Origin of the sequence: Embleya scabrispora (assembly GCF_002024165.1) — a bacterium.
GTDB classification, from domain to species: Bacteria; Actinomycetota; Actinomycetes; order Streptomycetales; family Streptomycetaceae; genus Embleya; species Embleya scabrispora_A.
In genome coordinates this window covers 682,149-698,398 of the sequence record NZ_MWQN01000001.1, presented here as the reverse complement: position 1 = coordinate 698,398, position 16,250 = coordinate 682,149, and the positions used below count along the sequence as shown (strand labels likewise).

At 71.5% G+C, this 16,250-nt stretch carries 16 protein-coding genes; 10 read left to right on the top strand and 6 right to left on the bottom strand.

Going from position 1 to position 16,250, the window contains the following annotated elements:
- Positions 1-12 precede the first annotated feature (12 nt).
- Positions 13-1,104 carry a Gfo/Idh/MocA family protein gene (locus B4N89_RS03370; protein WP_078974379.1) on the bottom strand — a complete coding sequence of 364 codons (1,092 nt, stop codon included), beginning with the start codon at positions 1,102-1,104 and terminating at the stop codon, positions 13-15.
- A gap of 170 nt (positions 1,105-1,274) precedes the next feature.
- Here B4N89_RS03370 and B4N89_RS03365 point away from each other — a divergent pair, with 170 nt between their 5' ends.
- From B4N89_RS03365 to B4N89_RS03355, 3 genes are all read left to right on the top strand, one after another.
- Entirely contained in the window at positions 1,275-1,730 is a 456-nt protein-coding gene (locus B4N89_RS03365; protein WP_078974378.1) for a PaaI family thioesterase, read from the top strand.
- A gap of 154 nt (positions 1,731-1,884) precedes the next feature.
- Positions 1,885-3,537 carry an AMP-binding protein gene (locus B4N89_RS03360; RefSeq protein ID WP_078974377.1) on the top strand — a complete coding sequence of 551 codons (1,653 nt, stop codon included), beginning with the start codon at positions 1,885-1,887 and terminating at the stop codon, positions 3,535-3,537.
- A 37-nt stretch (positions 3,538-3,574) separates the two neighbouring features.
- On the top strand, positions 3,575-4,384 hold the full coding sequence (locus B4N89_RS03355) for a PaaX family transcriptional regulator C-terminal domain-containing protein (protein WP_078974376.1): 810 nt from the start codon (positions 3,575-3,577) through the stop codon (positions 4,382-4,384).
- A gap of 355 nt (positions 4,385-4,739) precedes the next feature.
- Here B4N89_RS03355 and B4N89_RS03350 read toward each other — a convergent pair whose 3' ends face one another.
- Both B4N89_RS03350 and B4N89_RS03345 read right to left on the bottom strand, forming a co-directional pair.
- Entirely contained in the window at positions 4,740-5,834 is a 1,095-nt protein-coding gene (locus B4N89_RS03350) for an alpha/beta hydrolase (protein ID WP_201260776.1), read from the bottom strand.
- Between the two features lie 40 nt (positions 5,835-5,874).
- Positions 5,875-6,903, bottom strand: a complete 1,029-nt coding sequence (locus B4N89_RS03345) for an alpha/beta hydrolase (protein ID WP_235618447.1) — start codon at positions 6,901-6,903, stop codon at positions 5,875-5,877.
- A 401-nt stretch (positions 6,904-7,304) separates the two neighbouring features.
- On the opposite strand from B4N89_RS03345, the gene B4N89_RS49600 reads away from it, so the two are divergent.
- Together B4N89_RS49600 and B4N89_RS49595 are read left to right on the top strand one after the other, a co-directional pair.
- Entirely contained in the window at positions 7,305-7,799 is a 495-nt protein-coding gene (locus B4N89_RS49600; protein WP_161500605.1) for a hypothetical protein, read from the top strand.
- Positions 7,796-9,058, top strand: a complete 1,263-nt coding sequence (locus tag B4N89_RS49595) for a PrsW family intramembrane metalloprotease (protein ID WP_078974374.1) — start codon at positions 7,796-7,798, stop codon at positions 9,056-9,058. The genes B4N89_RS49600 and B4N89_RS49595 overlap by 4 nt, the downstream gene beginning before the upstream one ends.
- 25 nt (positions 9,059-9,083) lie before the next feature.
- Here B4N89_RS49595 and B4N89_RS03330 read toward each other — a convergent pair whose 3' ends face one another.
- Positions 9,084-9,305, bottom strand: coding sequence for a hypothetical protein (locus B4N89_RS03330; RefSeq protein WP_078974373.1), 222 nt, complete (start codon positions 9,303-9,305; stop codon positions 9,084-9,086).
- 159 nt (positions 9,306-9,464) lie between these two features.
- Here B4N89_RS03330 and B4N89_RS03325 point away from each other — a divergent pair, with 159 nt between their 5' ends.
- The gene (locus B4N89_RS03325; protein WP_235618446.1) at positions 9,465-10,250 is read left to right on the top strand and encodes a GNAT family N-acetyltransferase; all 786 of its coding nucleotides are present in this window, start codon (positions 9,465-9,467) and stop codon (positions 10,248-10,250) included.
- Between the two features lie 27 nt (positions 10,251-10,277).
- Here the strand turns inward: B4N89_RS03325 and B4N89_RS03320 are convergent, their stop codons facing one another.
- Complete coding sequence (locus tag B4N89_RS03320; RefSeq protein ID WP_078974372.1) at positions 10,278-11,195, bottom strand: NAD-dependent epimerase/dehydratase family protein; 918 nt, start codon at positions 11,193-11,195, stop codon at positions 10,278-10,280.
- 257 nt (positions 11,196-11,452) lie between these two features.
- Between B4N89_RS03320 and B4N89_RS03315 the strand changes: the two genes are divergently transcribed.
- Complete coding sequence (locus B4N89_RS03315; protein ID WP_143657814.1) at positions 11,453-12,019, top strand: hypothetical protein; 567 nt, start codon at positions 11,453-11,455, stop codon at positions 12,017-12,019.
- Positions 12,016-12,480 carry a hypothetical protein gene (locus tag B4N89_RS03310; protein ID WP_078974370.1) on the top strand — a complete coding sequence of 155 codons (465 nt, stop codon included), beginning with the start codon at positions 12,016-12,018 and terminating at the stop codon, positions 12,478-12,480. The genes B4N89_RS03315 and B4N89_RS03310 overlap by 4 nt, the downstream gene beginning before the upstream one ends.
- Positions 12,481-12,588: 108 nt before the next feature.
- Here the strand turns inward: B4N89_RS03310 and B4N89_RS03305 are convergent, their stop codons facing one another.
- Positions 12,589-14,226 (bottom strand): TROVE domain-containing protein, encoded by a 1,638-nt coding sequence (locus B4N89_RS03305; RefSeq protein WP_078974369.1) that lies wholly within the window; start codon positions 14,224-14,226, stop codon positions 12,589-12,591.
- 481 nt (positions 14,227-14,707) lie between these two features.
- On the opposite strand from B4N89_RS03305, the gene B4N89_RS03300 reads away from it, so the two are divergent.
- Together B4N89_RS03300 and sigJ are read left to right on the top strand one after the other, a co-directional pair.
- Complete coding sequence (locus B4N89_RS03300) at positions 14,708-14,956, top strand: hypothetical protein (RefSeq protein ID WP_078974368.1); 249 nt, start codon at positions 14,708-14,710, stop codon at positions 14,954-14,956.
- A gap of 310 nt (positions 14,957-15,266) precedes the next feature.
- Positions 15,267-16,157, top strand: a complete 891-nt coding sequence (gene sigJ / locus B4N89_RS03295) for an RNA polymerase sigma factor SigJ (RefSeq protein ID WP_078979078.1) — start codon at positions 15,267-15,269, stop codon at positions 16,155-16,157.
- The last annotated feature ends 93 nt before the right edge of the window (positions 16,158-16,250 follow it).

Below are 16,250 nucleotides of genomic sequence, written 5' to 3'. Positions count from 1 at the left end.
CCGCGGGCGTACTCAGCCGCAGGTCACCCATGCGCCGCCCGTCGCGGCGGAGGCGCGGATCGCGTCGAGGACACGTTGGCCGGCCACGCCGTCGGCGAAGTCGGCGGGCCGCGGGTGGTCGGGGATCGGGTCGCCGGCGATCAGCGCGGCGAAGGTGCCGGCCAGACGGGCGTAGGGCGCGCGGTCGATGCCCATCGAGTGCAGCAGGTCGTACGCGGTGTGCATCAGGTCGGACGGGGGCGCGATCGGGTCCGGGTTGGCCAGGTCCTCGGGGATGTCCACCCGGCGGTCGCCGCCGGCGTCGCCGAGCCACACGTCGTCGAACTCGACCCAGGCCGTGCCGTGCGTGCCCGCCACGCGCGTGGTCATCAGCGGCGGACCGTAGACGCCGGCCGAACTCTGCAGTGATCCCTCCACCCCGGTCACCGTGCGAAAGCGCACATTGAACGTGTCCTCCGCACTCTGCCCCGGCCGATCCGCGACCAGCGGCAGGCCGGCGCTGACGCCCTCGAACTCGCCCAGCGTGTGCCGGATCTGGTCGATCCAGTGCGAGGCGTGCGCGCCGAGCCAGCCGCCGCCGTCCTCGGCCCGGCCCCACCACGCGGGCACCTCGGCGGCCGGCCCGGTCAGTACCGGAATGTGCAACAGCCAGGTGGCAAGCCGGGGTTCGCCGATCGCGCCGGCGGCGATCAGCCGGGCGAGCAGCGCCTGGGACGACTGCCAGCGGAACTCGGTGCCCAACAGGTGCACCACGCCCGCCTGTTCGGCGGCTGCCAGCATCCGGGCCGCCTCGGTCGCGTCGCTCGCGAACGGCTTCTCGCAGACCACGTGCTTGCCGGCCGCGATCGCGGCGAGCACGATCTCGGCGTGGGTGTGCGGGGGAGTGGCCACGCTCACCGCGTCCACGCCGTCGAGGGCGAGCGCCGCGTCGAGGTCGGTGTACGCGTGCGGGACGTCGAAGCGTTCGGCGCGTTCGGTGGTGCGGGCGGGGTCCCGGCCGACGAGGGCGCGTACCTCGAAGCCGGCGTCCCGGAACGCCGGCAGGTGGGTGATGCACCCGAATCCGGTCCCGACGATCGCCACACCCAGCTTTTCCCGCGCCATGATGTCGCTCTCCTTGTTGTGGGCCGAGCCGAAACGGGGGCCTACGGTAAGGGAAGCTGTCCAACTTCGCCATCGTGGTGCCGTGTGACGAAGCGCATCCGGTGGGCGGGCGGGCCGACTCTGGTATCGATGGTTGGGCATCCGGTTCCCGAACGAACGGTGGTAGCGCCATGACCGACACCCCCGACGGCCCGCCGGCCGGCTCCCTCGGGCTCGACTTCGCCGAAGCCGTGCTCGCGGCCCAGCCGTTCAGCCGGCTCGTCGGTGCCCGGATCACCGCGTTCGGCGCCGGACGGGCCGTCCTCGAGGTCGACGTGCGGGACGAACTCCGGCAGCAGAACGGGTATGTGCACGGCGGCGTGCTCGCGTACGCGGCGGACAACACGATCACGTTCGCCGCGGGCAGCACGCTGGGCGCGGCGGTGCTGACGGGCAGTGTCCAGGTCCAGTACCTGCGGCCGGCGCAGGGGGTGATGTTGCGGGCCGAGGCGCACGTCGTGCACGCCGGGCGGCGGCAGGCGGTGTGCGACTGCACCCTGATCATGTGCGCGGAGGATGGCACCGAGACGGTCTGTGCGATCGGCCGCGGCACGGTGCTCGTGGTGAACGGGGGGTCGTCGGCTTGAGGGCGGGGCCGATGGTCGGACCATCGGGGGGGTGCGGCGGCGGGCAGAGTCGGCTGAGCGGTGTGGAGGGTGGGTGCGCCGCGGGGATGTCCTGCCGTGCTGGTGTCGCGTACCGTTGACTGTCGTCACGATGACAACAGGATGAGGTGCCCTCATGCAGCTCCGTCCCTCCGCGCATGTCGACACGTTCTGCCGGGACCGGCTTCCGCCCGTCGAGCAGTGGCCCGAACTGGTCTTCGATGTGCCGGAGGTGCGCTACCCCGACCGGCTCAACTGCGCCGTGGCCCTGCTCGACGACACCATCGCGCAACACGGGGCCGAGCGGCGGTGCCTGGTCACCGGGACGGAGACCTGGACGTACGGCGACCTGCTCACCCGCGCGAACCAGATCGCGCACGTGCTGACCGAGGACCTGGGCGTGCTGCCCGGCCATCGAATCCTCCTGCGCGGCCCCAACAACCCCTGGCTGGTCGCGAGTTGGTTCGGTGCGTTGAAGGCCGGCGCGGTCGTGGTGACCACCATGCCGCTGCTGCGCGCGCACGAACTCGGCACCATCCACCGGATCGCCCGACCCGTCGTCGCCCTGTGCGACCACCGCTTCACCGCCGAACTGGAGACCGCCGACACCCCCGGCCTGCGCGTGGTCGACTACGGCGGGGCGGGCGAGGGCACGCTGGCCGCGCGCTGCGCCGCGAAGAGCACCGTGTTCGAGGCGGTCGACACCGCGTGCGACGACGTGGCGCTGATCGCCTTCACGTCCGGGACGACCGGACGGCCCAAGGCGACGATGCACTTCCATCGCGACGTATTGGCGATCGCCGACACGTTCTCCGCGTATGTGCTGCGGCCCGAGCGGACCGACCTGTTCACCGGGACGCCGCCGCTGGGCTTCACCTTCGGGCTCGGCGGGCTGGTGGTGTTCCCGCTGCGGGCGGGCGCGGCCACGCTGCTCCTGGAGCGGGCGACGCCGGAGGAGTTGGCGGTCGTGGTGGCCGAGCGGCGCGTCACCGTACTGTTCACCGCGCCCACCGCATATCGGGCCATCCTCGACGCCGGGCTCGTCGATCTGCTGGCGGGCGTGCGGCGGTGCGTGTCGGCGGGGGAGGCGTTGCCGGTCGGGGTCTGGCAGGCGTACCACGACGCGATCGGGACGCGGATCATCGACGGGATCGGCGCCACCGAACTGCTGCACGTGTTCGTCTCGGCGGCCGACGACACGATCCGGCCGGGGGCGACCGGGCTGCCGGTACCGGGTTTTCGGGCCGCGGTGCTCGGGCCGGACGGCTCGCCGGTGCCGGACGGGACGCCGGGACGGCTGGCGGTGAAGGGGCCGACGGGGTGTCGCTATCTCGATGACGCTCGGCAGGCCGACTATGTGTGTGACGGGTGGAACATCACCGGTGATACGTATGTACGGGATGGGGATGGTTATTTCTGGTACCAGGCGCGGAGTGACGACATGATCGTCTCCTCCGGGTACAACATCGCCGGTCCCGAGGTCGAGGCGGTGCTCGCCGCGCATCCGGACGTCGTGGAGTGCGGGGTGGTCGGGGCGCCGGATGTGCGGCGGGGGCTGGTGGTCAAGGCGTATGTGGTGCTGCGCCCGGGGGTGAGTCCGGACGAGGCGACGGCGCGGGCGTTGCAGGGGTTCGTGAAGCAGACGATGGCGCCGTACAAGTACCCGCGTCTGATCGAGTTCGTGGACGAGTTGCCGCGTACGAACACCGGCAAGCTGCGGCGCGGGGAGCTGCGGCGGCGCGCGGCCGAGGTTACGCCGGTCGCCGGGGCGGGGCCCGCGCCCGGATAGGATCACCGCCGAACCAGACTCCGCGAGGAAGGCGACCATGGCGGAGACCTCGGCCCGGCCCAGCTCCCTGATCAACACCGTGTACGGCGCGTTCGTGCGCGGGCTCGGCGGGTGGATCTCGATCGCCGACCTGATCGTGCTGATGGGCGAACTCGGCGTGGACGCACCGGCGGTGCGGTCGGCGATCTCGCGGCTGAAGAAGCGCGGCACGCTCATCCAGGAGCGGCGGGAGGGGACCGGCTATCGGCTGAGTGCGGAGATGGAGTCGATCTTCGACGAGGGGGATCGGCGGATCTTCGGCAATCTGGAGCCGGCGCGGCTCTCGGACGGGTGGGTGCTGGCGATCTTCTCGGTGCCGGAGTCGGAGCGGGCGCATCGGCACCAGTTGCGGTCGCGGTTGACGTGGCTGGGGTTCGGCAATGTGTCGCCGGGGGTGTGGATCGCGCCGGCGCGCTTGTTGGAGGACGCTCGGCGGACGCTGGAGCGGGTCGAACTGGCGGACTACGTACACCTGTTCACGGGGGATGCGGCCAGCGCGGTGCGGCTTGGCGAGGCCGTGGGGGAGTGGTGGGACTTCGAGGCGATCGAGGAGCAGTACGCGCTGTTCACGGATGCGTATGGGCCGGTTGCGGCGGAGCTTGGGGGGCGGGCGGTGATTTCGCCGGGGGAGGCGTTTCGGGCCTATGTGCCGATGCTCACCCAGTGGCGGCGGTTGCCGTATCTCGACCCGGGGTTGCCGGCGGAGTTGTTGCCGGCGGACTGGAACGCGGTGGAGGCGCGGAAGGTGTTTCTGGCCCTGCACTCGCTCCTGGCGGAGGGGGCGGGGGTCCACGTACGCGAGGTATGACGCTTGGCCTCATGCGCCGGCCGGGCTGGGTGGCCTCAAGCGCCGGCCGGGCTGGGTGGCCTCAAGCGCCGGCCGGGCTGGGTGGCCTCAAGCGCCGGCCGGGCTGGGTGGCCTCAAGCGCCGGCCGGGCTGGGTGGCCTCAAGCGCCGGCCGGGCTGGGTGGCCTCAAGCGCCGGCCGGGCTGGGTGGCCTCAAGCGCCGGCCGGGCTGGGTGGCCTCAAGCGCCGGCCGGGCTGGGTGGCCTCAAGCGCCGGCCGGGCTGGGTGGCCTCAAGCGCCGGCCGGGCTGGGTGGCCTCAAGCGCCGGCCGGGCTGGGTGGCCTCAAGCGCCGGCCGGGCTGATTCTACGGGGTTGGTCAGACCAGGGTTTTGGTGAGCCAGCGGAAGACGTCGGGGACCATTCGGCGCCAGACGTCGGTGCCGTGGCCGCCGCCGGAGATTTCGGCGACTGTGATGGCTGTGGGGGGCTTGGCGATCGCCTTGAGGGCTTGGGCGTCGCCTAGGCCGTCGCCCTTTTCGCCGGCCATGTAGAGGGCGACCTTCGGGGGTTGTTGGGCGTTTTTGAGGATGGTCAAAGGGTTGGAGGAGACGCGTAGGGCCGGGTCTTTCGACGTTACCGAGTCGGACTCGCCCTTGGGGTCGTTGTAGCCGGACAGGCTGACTCCGGCGCCGTAGCGGTCCGGGTGGAGGAGGGCCATCCGGGTGGCGCAGTGGGCGCCGGCCGAGTAGCCCGCGATCGCCCAGTGCTTGGGGTCGGACTCGGCGCGGAAGTTGTCGATCACCATGCGCCGCACGTCGCCCGAGATCCAGGTGTCGGCGTTGGCCTTGCCCGGGACGTCCGCGCAGCCGGTGTCCTCTTGGCCCGCGAGCAGTTTGGTGCGCGGCGAGACCAGGATGAACGGGGCCACCTCGCCCTTGGCCATCATGCCCTTGAGCTGCTTGTTGACGTCCAGTGTGCCGAACCAGGCCTTGGCCGAACCCGGGTAGCCGGGCAGCAGTTCCACGACCGGGAACTTCTTGTCCGCGAACGCCGGGTCCTTGTACTGCGGCGGCAGCCACACGTAGACCTCGGCCTCGACCCCCGACTGCGGGCCCTTGAGGGTGGTCTCCTGGACGCCCTCGCCCATCTTGCCGTCACCGGCCGGATCGAACTTGGTGAGCAGCTTCTGCTCGGGCGCCGGCGGCGGGGCGGGCTCGCGGGCCTCGACCACGTGGCTGCCGCCCGTGCCGAGGAAGTCGTCCCACGTGTCGTAGAGGCTGTTCGCGTTGTTGACCATGACGAAGACCATCAGGATGGCCGTGAACTGGCAGGTGACCAGCATGAACAGCCGAGCGATGACCTTGACCGGCTTGGGACCGGGGATGTGGTTCCACGCGAACAGCGCCAGCACCACGGCCGCTATCGCCAGCACGATGGTCGTTATGTAGAAGGGGGTACCGGTCAGACTCACTGTCGTCTTCCAGGGTGATTCAGCGACGATCCGGACACGGTCAGTCGGCGGTGGGTGGGGACATGTGCCGGCCGAGCCAGCCGAGCAGGTCGGGAATCATCTTCTTGAAGTGCGAAGTGAGATGCCTGCCGGCGGGCTGCTCGTAGTACTCGATGCGAACGGGCGGCGCCGCCTTGGCGACGAAGGCCTTGACCAGGCGTACCTCGGCCGCGTCCCCACCCCCCGCGGTCGCGAGCACGTCGATGTTCGCCTTGCCTTCCGCGATCATGTGATCGGGACTGTTGGCCAGCCGCTCCGCCTCGTGGCCCTTCCACAGCGGGCTGTCGGGGTTGAAGTAGCCGTCGATCGGCACCGCGACCTTGAACTGCTCAGGATGGCGGAGCGCGAGCTTCACACTGCAGAACGCGCCCGTGGAGGCGCCCATCAGACCCCAGCCCGCCGGGTCGCGCAGGGTGCGGAAGTTGGCCTTGACCAGGTCGGGGATGTCCTGCGACATCCACGTGCCCATCTTCGGCTGCCCCGGGATGTCGCTGCACTCCAGGCTGCGCTTCTCGTCCTTTTCCAGGTTCTGCACCGGCATCACCATGATGAAGGGGTGGGTCTTGCCCGCCTTCGTCGCGGTTACCGCCATCTGTTGGATCGGCAGCTGGTTGTCGGTCCAGGTGTTGTAGCCGTTGCTCTGTCCGCCCGCGTAGAGCGTCAGGACCGGGAAGCCGTGCTTGGCGAAGGCCGGGTCGTTGTACTCCGGCGGCAGCCACACCCACACCTTGCCGGTGACGCCCGACTTGGGGCCGGTGTAGCTCGTCATCATGATCGGCCCGACCGGCGTGGTCGTCGCCGTGGTGAAGTTCGTCGTGGGCCCGGCCGGCATGACGACCTTGCCGGGGGCGGGGGGCTTCGCGGGCGCGCCGGAGGACTGCCCGCCGGACTGCCGGGGCGTGGCCGTGCTCTTGGCGTGGTCGACCGTGGAGTCGCCGGACGAGGAGCCGCACGCGACCGCGGTCACCGCGAGCAGTACGGCGCCGAGCAGCGCCGTCGCGCGAGGACGGCGTGCGGAAAGGGGGTTCAAGGGAAGAGCTCCGGCAGACGTCAGGGGGTGCTGTTGACAAAAACGACCTTAACCGGGCGGCGAAACGGTGATCGGGCTGCTCTGTAACAGCCGTCCATCAATCGGCGGGACGTAAACAACGTTTTCGTAATTTCACCGTGACCGGATCACTCGTTCGGCCGATGGCGGAGTGACTTTCCGAACTCGCGCGGGTACCGGCGCAGACCCTGCCCCCGCAGGTTTCCCACCGACAGGAGCCGCGCTTGTCCGTCACAGCACCGGTCCCGCGACCCCCCTCGTCCAACTCGTCCGACTCGTCCGACTCCGCGAACTCGTCGAACTCCGCGAAACCGGATTCCGGGTTGTGGTCGCGCCTGACGCGGGGGCCGCACGGGCTGCGGGGGACGCTTGTCGTCGCCGTCGTGATGGTGATCCTGATCGCGGTCCCCTACCTGCTCAACCGCTCCGTGGTCGGCGCCGCGCCGGTGCGGGCCGGGCAGGTGATCACGCTGGGCACGTTCCGGTACCAGCCCGCGCTCGGCTGGCAGGTCGACCGGGGCGCGTCCCAGGCCGATCTGGTCAGCGTGCTGGTCAAGGGGGCGACCACGTATCGGCTGACCCCGCTGGGCCGGCAGTCCTCGGCGGCGGGCGCGTTCCGGGCGGCGGCGCGCCGTTACGCGGCGACCGGTCGCGGGCGGGTCGGCGGCGACCCCGCCGCGGTGACCACCGCGCGCGGCCTCACCGGCGTGGTCGCGCCGATCACCGGACACACCGCGGCCGGCACGCTGACCGTCCTGGTCGCCGGCGGCCAGGGGCTGGCTGTGTCGCTCACCGCCCGGCACACCGCACCGCTGACCGCCGCGATCGCCGACGACGTGGTGACCATGCTCGACTCGGTGGAGGTGGTCGCGTCGTGAGTGTGGCTCCGCTGACCGATCGTCGCGGTCGCCGGGACGCGGGCGGCATCGTGCGGCCCGCGCGGGCGGCGTTCTGGCTCTACCCGATCGTGCTCGCGCTCGGCGCGGCGAGTGTGGTGCCCAACTTCGTCCGGCTGTCCTCGGCGGCTCCGTCGGGTGCGCTGGTATTGAGCGTGGGAATCAACACGCTGTGGCTGATCCCGGCGCTCGCGGTGATCACCCACCTCGACCTGTTCGAGCGCGAGCCGCTGTCGTTCTGCGTGGCGGCGGTGTTGTGGGGCGGCCTGGTGGCGACCGGGTTCGCCCTGGTGGCCAACGACAACCTGCTCAGCTATCTGGCCAAGCTCGATCCGGAGTTCTCCACCGACTGGGGCGCCTCGATCTCCGCGCCGATCGTCGAGGAGACGCTGAAACTGCTCGGCGTGGTGACGCTCATCCTGATCAATCGCCGGGTCTTCGAGAGCGTGCTCGACGGCTTCGTGATCGGCGCGCTGGTCGGCCTGGGCTTCCAGGTCGTGGAGAACATCCTGTACGGGCTGAACGCGGCGATCCAGTCCGGCGAGATCTGGACCGGCGGCGTCGTGGCCAGCTTCTTCGTCCGGGCCGTCGTCAACGGGTTGTGGAGCCACGCGGCGTTCACCGCGATGACCGGCGCGGGCGTGGCGTACGTGCTGGTCGGCGTGCGTCGGCCGCTGCCGGTGCGACTGGCCGCCGCGATCGCGCTGTACGTGGTCGCCTGGAGCCTGCACTTCGTGAACAACTCGCCGCTGGCGGAGATCGTGTTGCGGCGCACCGACTGGTATCTGACCATCGTGCAGATCGTGCTCAACGGACTGGTCGTGCTGGCCGTCGCGAGCTACGTCTACCGGCTCGCGGCCCGGCAGGAGTTCCGGCGGTTCGCCCGCGCGGTGGGTAACGAGCCGGAACTGCTGCCGCTGCGCGAGTTGGCCGCGCTCGCGTCGAACAGGACCCGGAAGGACGCGGTGGAGGCGGCCCGGCGCGAGCACGGGCGCAAGGCGGCCCGGGCGCGCAGTCGGCTCCAGCGCGCGCAACTGGGCTACGGGGTGGCGCTGTCCCGGTCCGTCGATCCGGAGCACGATCCCGGGGTGGCGCGCTGGCATCGGCGGATCGACCGGGCCCGCGCCCAGGTGGTGGCCGCCGACGCGGAGCCGCCGCCGAACGCCCCGACCGGGCGGGCGAAGACCCCACCCGAGACACCTCCGGGTCCGGAGGTACCGGAGACACCGGAGATGCCGTAGCGGGTCGTGGCGCCGGGGCCCGCGATCACCGGCAGGTGCGCGGGTCCGGAGCGCCGGCGGTGTCGGTCCGCCGGGGTTGTTCGTCCCTCGGTGTCCACTCGGCCTCTTCGAGGTCGGCGAGTGCGTTCTCGCGCAGCAGATCCGGGGGTGCGGTGCCGATGTCGCGTCGGCCGAGCGAGCGCACCACCAGGAGCACGGTCAGGCCGAGCAGACACGCGGACACGGCGAGTACGACGAGTCCGTCCATGGTGCTCCTCCCTACCTGCCTGTAGGGCGGTTGCCATCGGGCAGCCGCCATGAGGCAGTTGCACTCCATGGTCTCCTGTGCAGCGGACAATGTGAACCGACCGCGGATGAATAGCGGGCATCGGATCACCTCGCGCGTGACAGCGGCGAGAATGCTCGCATGCGCGCGCACATCGAAGCCATGGACCGCAATCTCGCCGAGCACGCGTGCCACCTGCACCGGGTGACCCCGGGGATGCGCGTGTTCGAGGACGACGAGGTGGTCGTCGCGGACAGTGGCCTGGGGCACGACACGTACAACATCGTCGCGGGCACGCGCGCGAGCGCCGAGACGGTGGGGGCGGTGGTCGAACGTACGGTCCGCCGGGTCGCCGCGACCGGGCGGCCGTTCTCGTGGTGGGTCACCCAGGGGTCGCGGCCGGTGGACCTGGCCGAGCGGTTGCCCGCGTACGGGCTGCCGGTCGGCGAGCGCGAGGTGGCGATGTGGGCGGAACCGTCTCCGAGCGAGCCCGGCGCGGCGGAGCGGCCGGCGGGGCTGCGGATCGAAGCGGTGCGCACGCGTACGGGGTTGCTGGACCATGCGGCGGTGCTCGCGTCGTTGTGGACGCCGGCCGTCCCGGACGTGGTGCGCTTCGCCGAACTGACCGCCGACGCGGCCCTTGTCTCCGCCGCGCGCTACCTGGTGGGCTACGTGGACGACCGTCCGGTGGCCACCGCCGAGGTGTTCCTACACGCCGGCGTCGCGGGTGTGTACAACATCGCGACCGTGGCCGCCGAGCGCCGGCGCGGCTACGGCGCGGCGCTGACCCGGGCCGCGCTCGACACGGCGGTAGCGGAGGGACACTCGGTCGTGGTGCTCCAGGCGTCGGCGGAAGGCGAGCCCGTGTACCGGAAGTCGGGCTTTCGGGTACTCGGGCCCGTCAGCGAGCATCCGATCCTCGTGTGAACCCTCGGCGGCGGGAACCGCCGGGCGCTACGCGAGCAGTTCCGGGTGCAGTGCCTCGACCATTCGGCGCATCCCGTCCTTCCAGTGCACGGTGGTGCGGCCGGTGATCGTGTGCATCGCGGTCAGGTCGAGGGTGACCGAGTCGATCGTCTCGCTCGTGGCATTGAACTCGGGTTTCACGCCGGTGAGTTCGGCGAGATAGCCGCACCATTCCTCGATGCTCACCGGATCGCTGCCGCCCCAGTTGACGGTGGTGACCTCGGGCTTGGCCGCCGCGAACAGCGCGGGCAGGGTGCCGGCGATGTCGTCGACGTGGATCGGGTGGTAGATGCTGGGCGTGTTCGAGTGCACGTCGATCGGCACGCCGCCGAGCATCATCTCCAGGTGGATGCCGGGCCAGCCGCCGTTGTCCCCGTACGGCACGGACAGGCGCGCGATCGTGGTCGGCAGCGCGAATCGGCGCGCGCCCCAGCGCGCGGCCCCTTCGGCGGCGATCTTGCAGATGCTGTACGTCTCCAGGAACGACCAGACCCGGTGGTTGTCGCCGAGCGCCGCGTGCTCGGCCAACTCCTTGTGGCCGGCGGGCTGGTAGACGGCGGTGGACGAGCAGTGCAGGAAGGCGCGGGCCGCCCGGTGATGCTCCATCAGCGACAGTACGCCGCCGGCGTTCGCGTCCAGGTCCAGATTCCAGTCACCGTTCTTGGCCACCGCGAAGTTGACCACGTAGTCGGCGTCGGCGGGCAGGGCGGCGACGTCGCCGGCGGCCAGGTCGATCCGTACGCAGGTGACGCCCGCGGCCTCCAGGCGCGCTCGGGCCTCGTCGTCCTGGAAACGGGCGGCGCCGTAGACCTCGTTGTCGCGCGCGAGGATCTTGGCGACGGGTTCGGCGACCTGGCCGGTGACGCCGGTGACGACGATCTTGGCGCCGCTGAGGGGGGTTGCCATGGGGACTCCGTTGTCGTGCGGGGCGGGCGTGGCGGCACGTTAGTGCAGGTTGCGATCAGGTGGAAGGGAGAGGAAGCGGGGAAGGGCGAGCGGGAAGGGCCCGGCGGGCGGGAAGGGAACCGGCGGGGAACGGGCCCGGAACCGTGCGGGAACGGGTGAGGGAACGAGGGCCTTCCCTTATCCGGGGGTGGACACGGAACGGGGATGGTCGGTCGGCCGTCTCTGCGGACGGGGGGATCGACTTTTCGGGGGCAGCGATGAGTGCAACGGGGCACTGCCGACTGTGCGGGACCGAGGTTCCGGACGAGCGTCACGGTTATTGCGAAGGGCCGCTGTGCGGAGCCGACCTGGCCGGCCAGCGGGTGGGCGATCCGGGGGTCGCCGTGCAGGTCGGGTTCGAGCGCGCGCGAGTGGCGGCTCGGCCCGGGGAGGTGGTCGAGGCACGACTATTGGTGCGCAATCGGGGCCGGTGGGCCGAGCGCTTCCGGATCCGGGTGTTCGACACGGAGCGGGTCGCGGTCACCGAGCCGGAGCCGGGCGCGCCGATCGGGCCGGGGGCCGCGGTGGTGTGGACGGTTCGGTACCGGGTCCCGCGCGATCCGGGCCCGTTGGCCGCCGGGCCGGCCGCGGTGGGGCCGGGTGGGCCCGGCGACGCGGCGTCCGGGCTGTACTACGCGGCGGCGCGGGCCGAAGCGGTGCGGGACGCGCGGGTGGGCGCGGCGGCGGTGCTCGACGTACGGATCCGCGGCGAGACCGATGGCGCGGGGCGGATACGGGCGATTCGTGCGCCGATCCCGCGGTGGCCGGCAACATGTCCGGAATGAAGGCATCGCTGTCGTTCACGTGGACCCTGTCGGGTGCCGGTTGGGCCGACTGCGTCATCGCGGACGCGGATGCGGAGGCGCAGATGCTCGTCTCGTACGTCACCCCCGCGCCCGAGGAGTTGATCGGCGCGGTGACCCGGCTCGCACTCGGCGAATCGGGCGACCACAAGGTGAGGTTCGAGGCCGAGCCGAACGGCTGTGTGTGGCACCTGAGTCCGGACGGCGACGCGGTCGAGATCCGGATCGTCCAGTACCCGGACACGTCGCGGCGCTCGCGGCCGGGCTCGGTGCTGTGGGAGGCGCGGCACCCGATCGAGGCGCTGGCCCGCTGCGTGCTGCGCGGCTTCGACCGGGTGGACGCCGATCGTGGCGAGGACGGGTGGTTCGCGGACTGGAAACGCCCCTTCCCGCGTCGGGAGCTGGAGCAACTGCGCCGGGCGTGCGAGCAGTTGCGCGCGTGAACGCACGCCGCGCGCCCGGGGGCGGGCGCGCGGACGTTTCGGGGATCGATTCGGACGGTACCGGATCGGGTCGTGCCGGGCGACGCGTCGTGCGGCGCCCGGCACCACTCAGGCCGCGGTGCCGGCCGTCGCCTCCCACGGCCACCGTGCGTCCCGGCCCGCCTCCAGGAGCGGGATCATCGTGAACGCGGCGTCGGTCAGGCCGCCGAAGGTATGCCGGTTGCGGCTGCCCGACGGGGTGTGCCCGGCCTGGTAGCCGGCCAGATTCCAGGTGTACAGCGGAATGTTCTCCGGGATGGACTCGGTCACCTCGCGGGTGTCGGGCCCGGCCTGCTCGTCGGTGACGATCAGCACCCGGTCGTGCGCCCGATACTCCCGACGCAGCGCCAGGGCGGTGTCGGTGCCGCCGCCCAGGAAGTAGCCGTCCTGCTTCCAACGCTCCAGCGAGCGCAGCAACGACTCGCCGCGACGCATCGGATAGGTCTTCGTGTGTGCGCCGGGCTTGTCCTCCCAATACCGCCGGGTGCTCGAGAAGGACACCACGTCGGCGTACCCGCAGCGCTGACCGAGCGCGATGCCGAACAGGGCCGCCGCGTCCCAGCGCATCAGCGTGCCGTCCCGGGAGAAGCCCGACTCCATGCTGGAACTGGTGTCCACCAGGATCAGCGTCTGCCCGGGCAGCTTCGGGACGTTCGCCAGCGCGTGACCGAGCGCCTGCTCCAGCGCGTACGCCCAGCGCAGCGACGGCGCGGCGCGATGCGCGGACAGGAACCGGAACGGCAACTGCCGCGAACGCGCGACCTCTTCGGGGTCCGCCAGCCGAGCCGCGACCTGCGCGGCGAGGACGTCGTCGACACCGGCCTCGTCGAAGTTGCGCAGGTTGCGCAGCAGCGCCATGTAGCCCATCGACGGAATCACCGCCGACCACGCGGCCGCGTCCATCGGCCCCCGCAGCCAACCCGCCAGCGCCTCCCAGGTGATGCCGGCGGCGCGCAGCCGCTCGGCCGCGTCGGGCGTGCGCAGCAGCGCCGCGCGCTCGGCGGCGGGCACGGCCATCAGCTCGGCGCGCGCGGTGAGCACCGGATCCGACGCCGGCGGGGTCGCCGTGTCGGGGTGGTGCCGGCGGTCGAGCGCGTAGCCGAACAGCGCGCCCTGCCACGGCTTGTCGGCCGCCGGACGCGGGTGGGTCAGGTTGAGCACGTCGGCGAAGCGGTAGCCCTTGCTCGCGGTGTCGTACTTGAGCAGCGCGTGCGAGGTGTACAGCCGGCGCACGGCGTCCTCGATGCCGCGCTTGATCGGCTTGGGAATGGCCCGGCCGTACCGCGAGGTCCAATAACCCAGCAGCTCGCCGGGCTCGTCGGCGCGGCGCAACACCGCGTCCACCGCCCGGCGGGACAGGCCCGGCAGCCCGAACTCCAGCCGGGCGCGCGTCATTTCGGCGGCGCCGACGATGGCGGCGGTGCGCATGTTCGCGTCCCGGCGCAGCCAGGTGAGCAGGCCGAGCAGCCATTCGCCGTCGTACACCGCCAGTTCGTGGACGAGCTGGGTGAACCGGTCGTCGCGGGTGCCGCCGCTCTCGTAGAACGTGTCGGTGCCGACGAAGTTCGCCACCGCGAGCAGGAACAACTCACTGCGCGCGTCGCGGGTGTAACCGGTGCCGCCCTCGTGGGTGACGGTCTTCGAGCCCGTGCCGCGCACCGGCGAGACGGCGGCCGAGCGGACTCGGGGCAGGTTGAATCGAGACATGGTGATCCCCCGTGGAATGTGGGGGAGGCGACAACGTCGAGGTGCCCGAGATCGAGGCGACCGGGCTTTCAAGGTGCTCTACCGCTGAGCTACCACCGGCTGACCGGCGACCGGGATTCGAACCCGGGACCACCCCATTCGAAGGAAGAATTCCCGGTCTGCGCACCGGGCACCCCGACGTTGATCCTCCCGAGATCGAGATGACGCGCGGCGGTGGGACCAGGTCCCACTTCTGGAGAGGAAGTAGCCGCTCGTCTGCGCACCGGGAGGTGCGTTGCTTCGCGTTCGAAGCCTAGGCGTGCGGGGTGGGTGCGCGACATCCATTTTTCGCGGCGGCGCGGAGGCGTCCCGCACGGGATTCCCGGTCTCGGGTGGGCGACCGTGTGGGTGGTGCGACGCTTGGGTGTATGAGCGTTTCCGCAGATCCGGGTGCCGTCGGCCGCGCGATCCACCCCGGCGGCCGGTGGTTGCGGGTGCGGGGGTGAGCTACGGCGTGGAGTACCACGTCGAGGCGGAGGCGATCCGGCGTACGCTCCCGGCCGCCGCGCGGCGGGCCTGGGTGGAGTTGGAGCGGCGGCTGCGGCACGACCCGTGGACCGTGGGGGCGCGGATGAGCGGCGGGCTGCGCGACACCCTGGAGGCGGCGTTCGCCACGCACGGGTTCGCGACGTACATCGTGCAGGAGAACCGGGTGATGGTGAGCGTGATCAACCTGGTGTGGATCGGCTGAAGCGGGCGGATTCGGCCTTCGGGTGCGGCACCCGGCCCGGACGGCCCTCGTGGCTCTGTAGTCCCCGTGGTCCCGTTCTCTCGTGGTCCCGTGTTCTTCGTGGTCTGGTGTTCTTCGTGGTCCCGTTTGCGCGGACCGGCCTCCGGCGGCGGGCGTACCGTCGTCCGCGCATCGGCGCGCCCGGCTCGGAGGCGGGGCCGACGAGGCATTCGCGGGGAGTTGGGAGGGCTGTTCGGGACGTGGGGGCTGGTGTCATATCGTCTGGAAATCGGTGATCGTGATGGCGGTGGAACCGGACGGGAGAAAGCGGATGATTCCGGAGCAGGGATTGGTGACCGAGCGGTTCGAGGAGAACCGGGCGCATCTGCGGGCGGTGGCCTATCGCATGCTCGGTTCGCTCAGCGAGGCCGAGGACGCCGTGCAGGAGGCGTGGCTGCGGCTGGATCGTTCCGACATCTCCGGCGTGGAGAACCTTGCGGGTTGGCTGACCACGGTGGTCGGCCGGGTGTGCCTCGACATGTTGCGCTCGCGCAAGTCCCGGCGCGAGGACGAGTGGGACACGCACGTCCCGGACCCGATCGTGACCGATGTGGACGGCGCCGACCCCGAGGAGTCGGCCGTGCTGGCCGACTCGGTCGGGTTGGCCATGCTCGTGGTCCTGGACACGTTGCCGCCGGCCGAGCGGCTCGCGTTCGTGCTGCACGACATGTTCGCGATGCCGTTCGACGACATCGCCCCGATCGTGGACAAGTCCACCGCCGCGACGCGCCAGCTCGCCAGCCGGGCCCGCCGTCGGGTTCAGGGCACGGCGCCCAAGCCCGATCTGCCGCGCCAGCGCCGGGTGGTGGACGCGTTCCTCGCGGCGTCGCGCGGCGGCGACTTCCAAGCCCTGCTGGATCTGCTCGACCCCGACGTACTGCTGCGCGCCGACACCGGGGACGGCGCGCTCGGGGTGTCGCAACTCGTGCGCGGCGCCCGTGCGGTGGTCGCCCAGGCGCTCTCCTTCGCCCGGATGGCGCAGTACGCGCGGCCGGTGCTGGTCAACGGCTCCCCGGGGTTGTTCACCGCGCCGAACGGCCGGCCGATGGGGGTCATGGACTTCACCATCGTGGGCGACAGGATCGTCGAGATCAACATCCTCGCCGACCCGCAGCGACTGGAGCGCCCGGAGCTTCGGGACCTGGAGCCGCGGTCGGAGTAGGTGCCGGAGCCGGAGGCGGGGTCGACCCCGGGCGAGCGAACGGCGCCCGGGGTCGACACGCGGCGCCTCGGGTCGCCGTCCCCGTCCGGGCCG

Coding starts and splice junctions, on each gene's coding strand:
- B4N89_RS03370 (WP_078974379.1), bottom strand. CDS start 1,104: ATGGCGCGGGAAAAGCTGGGTGTGGCGATCGTCGGGACCGGATTCGGG.
- B4N89_RS03365 (WP_078974378.1), top strand. CDS start 1,275: ATGACCGACACCCCCGACGGCCCGCCGGCCGGCTCCCTCGGGCTCGAC.
- B4N89_RS03360 (WP_078974377.1), top strand. CDS start 1,885: ATGCAGCTCCGTCCCTCCGCGCATGTCGACACGTTCTGCCGGGACCGG.
- B4N89_RS03355 (WP_078974376.1), top strand. CDS start 3,575: ATGGCGGAGACCTCGGCCCGGCCCAGCTCCCTGATCAACACCGTGTAC.
- B4N89_RS03330 (WP_078974373.1), bottom strand. CDS start 9,305: ATGGACGGACTCGTCGTACTCGCCGTGTCCGCGTGTCTGCTCGGCCTG.
- B4N89_RS03325 (WP_235618446.1), top strand. CDS start 9,465: ATGCGCGCGCACATCGAAGCCATGGACCGCAATCTCGCCGAGCACGCG.
- B4N89_RS03320 (WP_078974372.1), bottom strand. CDS start 11,195: ATGGCAACCCCCCTCAGCGGCGCCAAGATCGTCGTCACCGGCGTCACC.
- B4N89_RS03315 (WP_143657814.1), top strand. CDS start 11,453: ATGAGTGCAACGGGGCACTGCCGACTGTGCGGGACCGAGGTTCCGGAC.
- B4N89_RS03310 (WP_078974370.1), top strand. CDS start 12,016: ATGAAGGCATCGCTGTCGTTCACGTGGACCCTGTCGGGTGCCGGTTGG.
- B4N89_RS03305 (WP_078974369.1), bottom strand. CDS start 14,226: ATGTCTCGATTCAACCTGCCCCGAGTCCGCTCGGCCGCCGTCTCGCCG.
- sigJ (WP_078979078.1), top strand. CDS start 15,267: ATGATTCCGGAGCAGGGATTGGTGACCGAGCGGTTCGAGGAGAACCGG.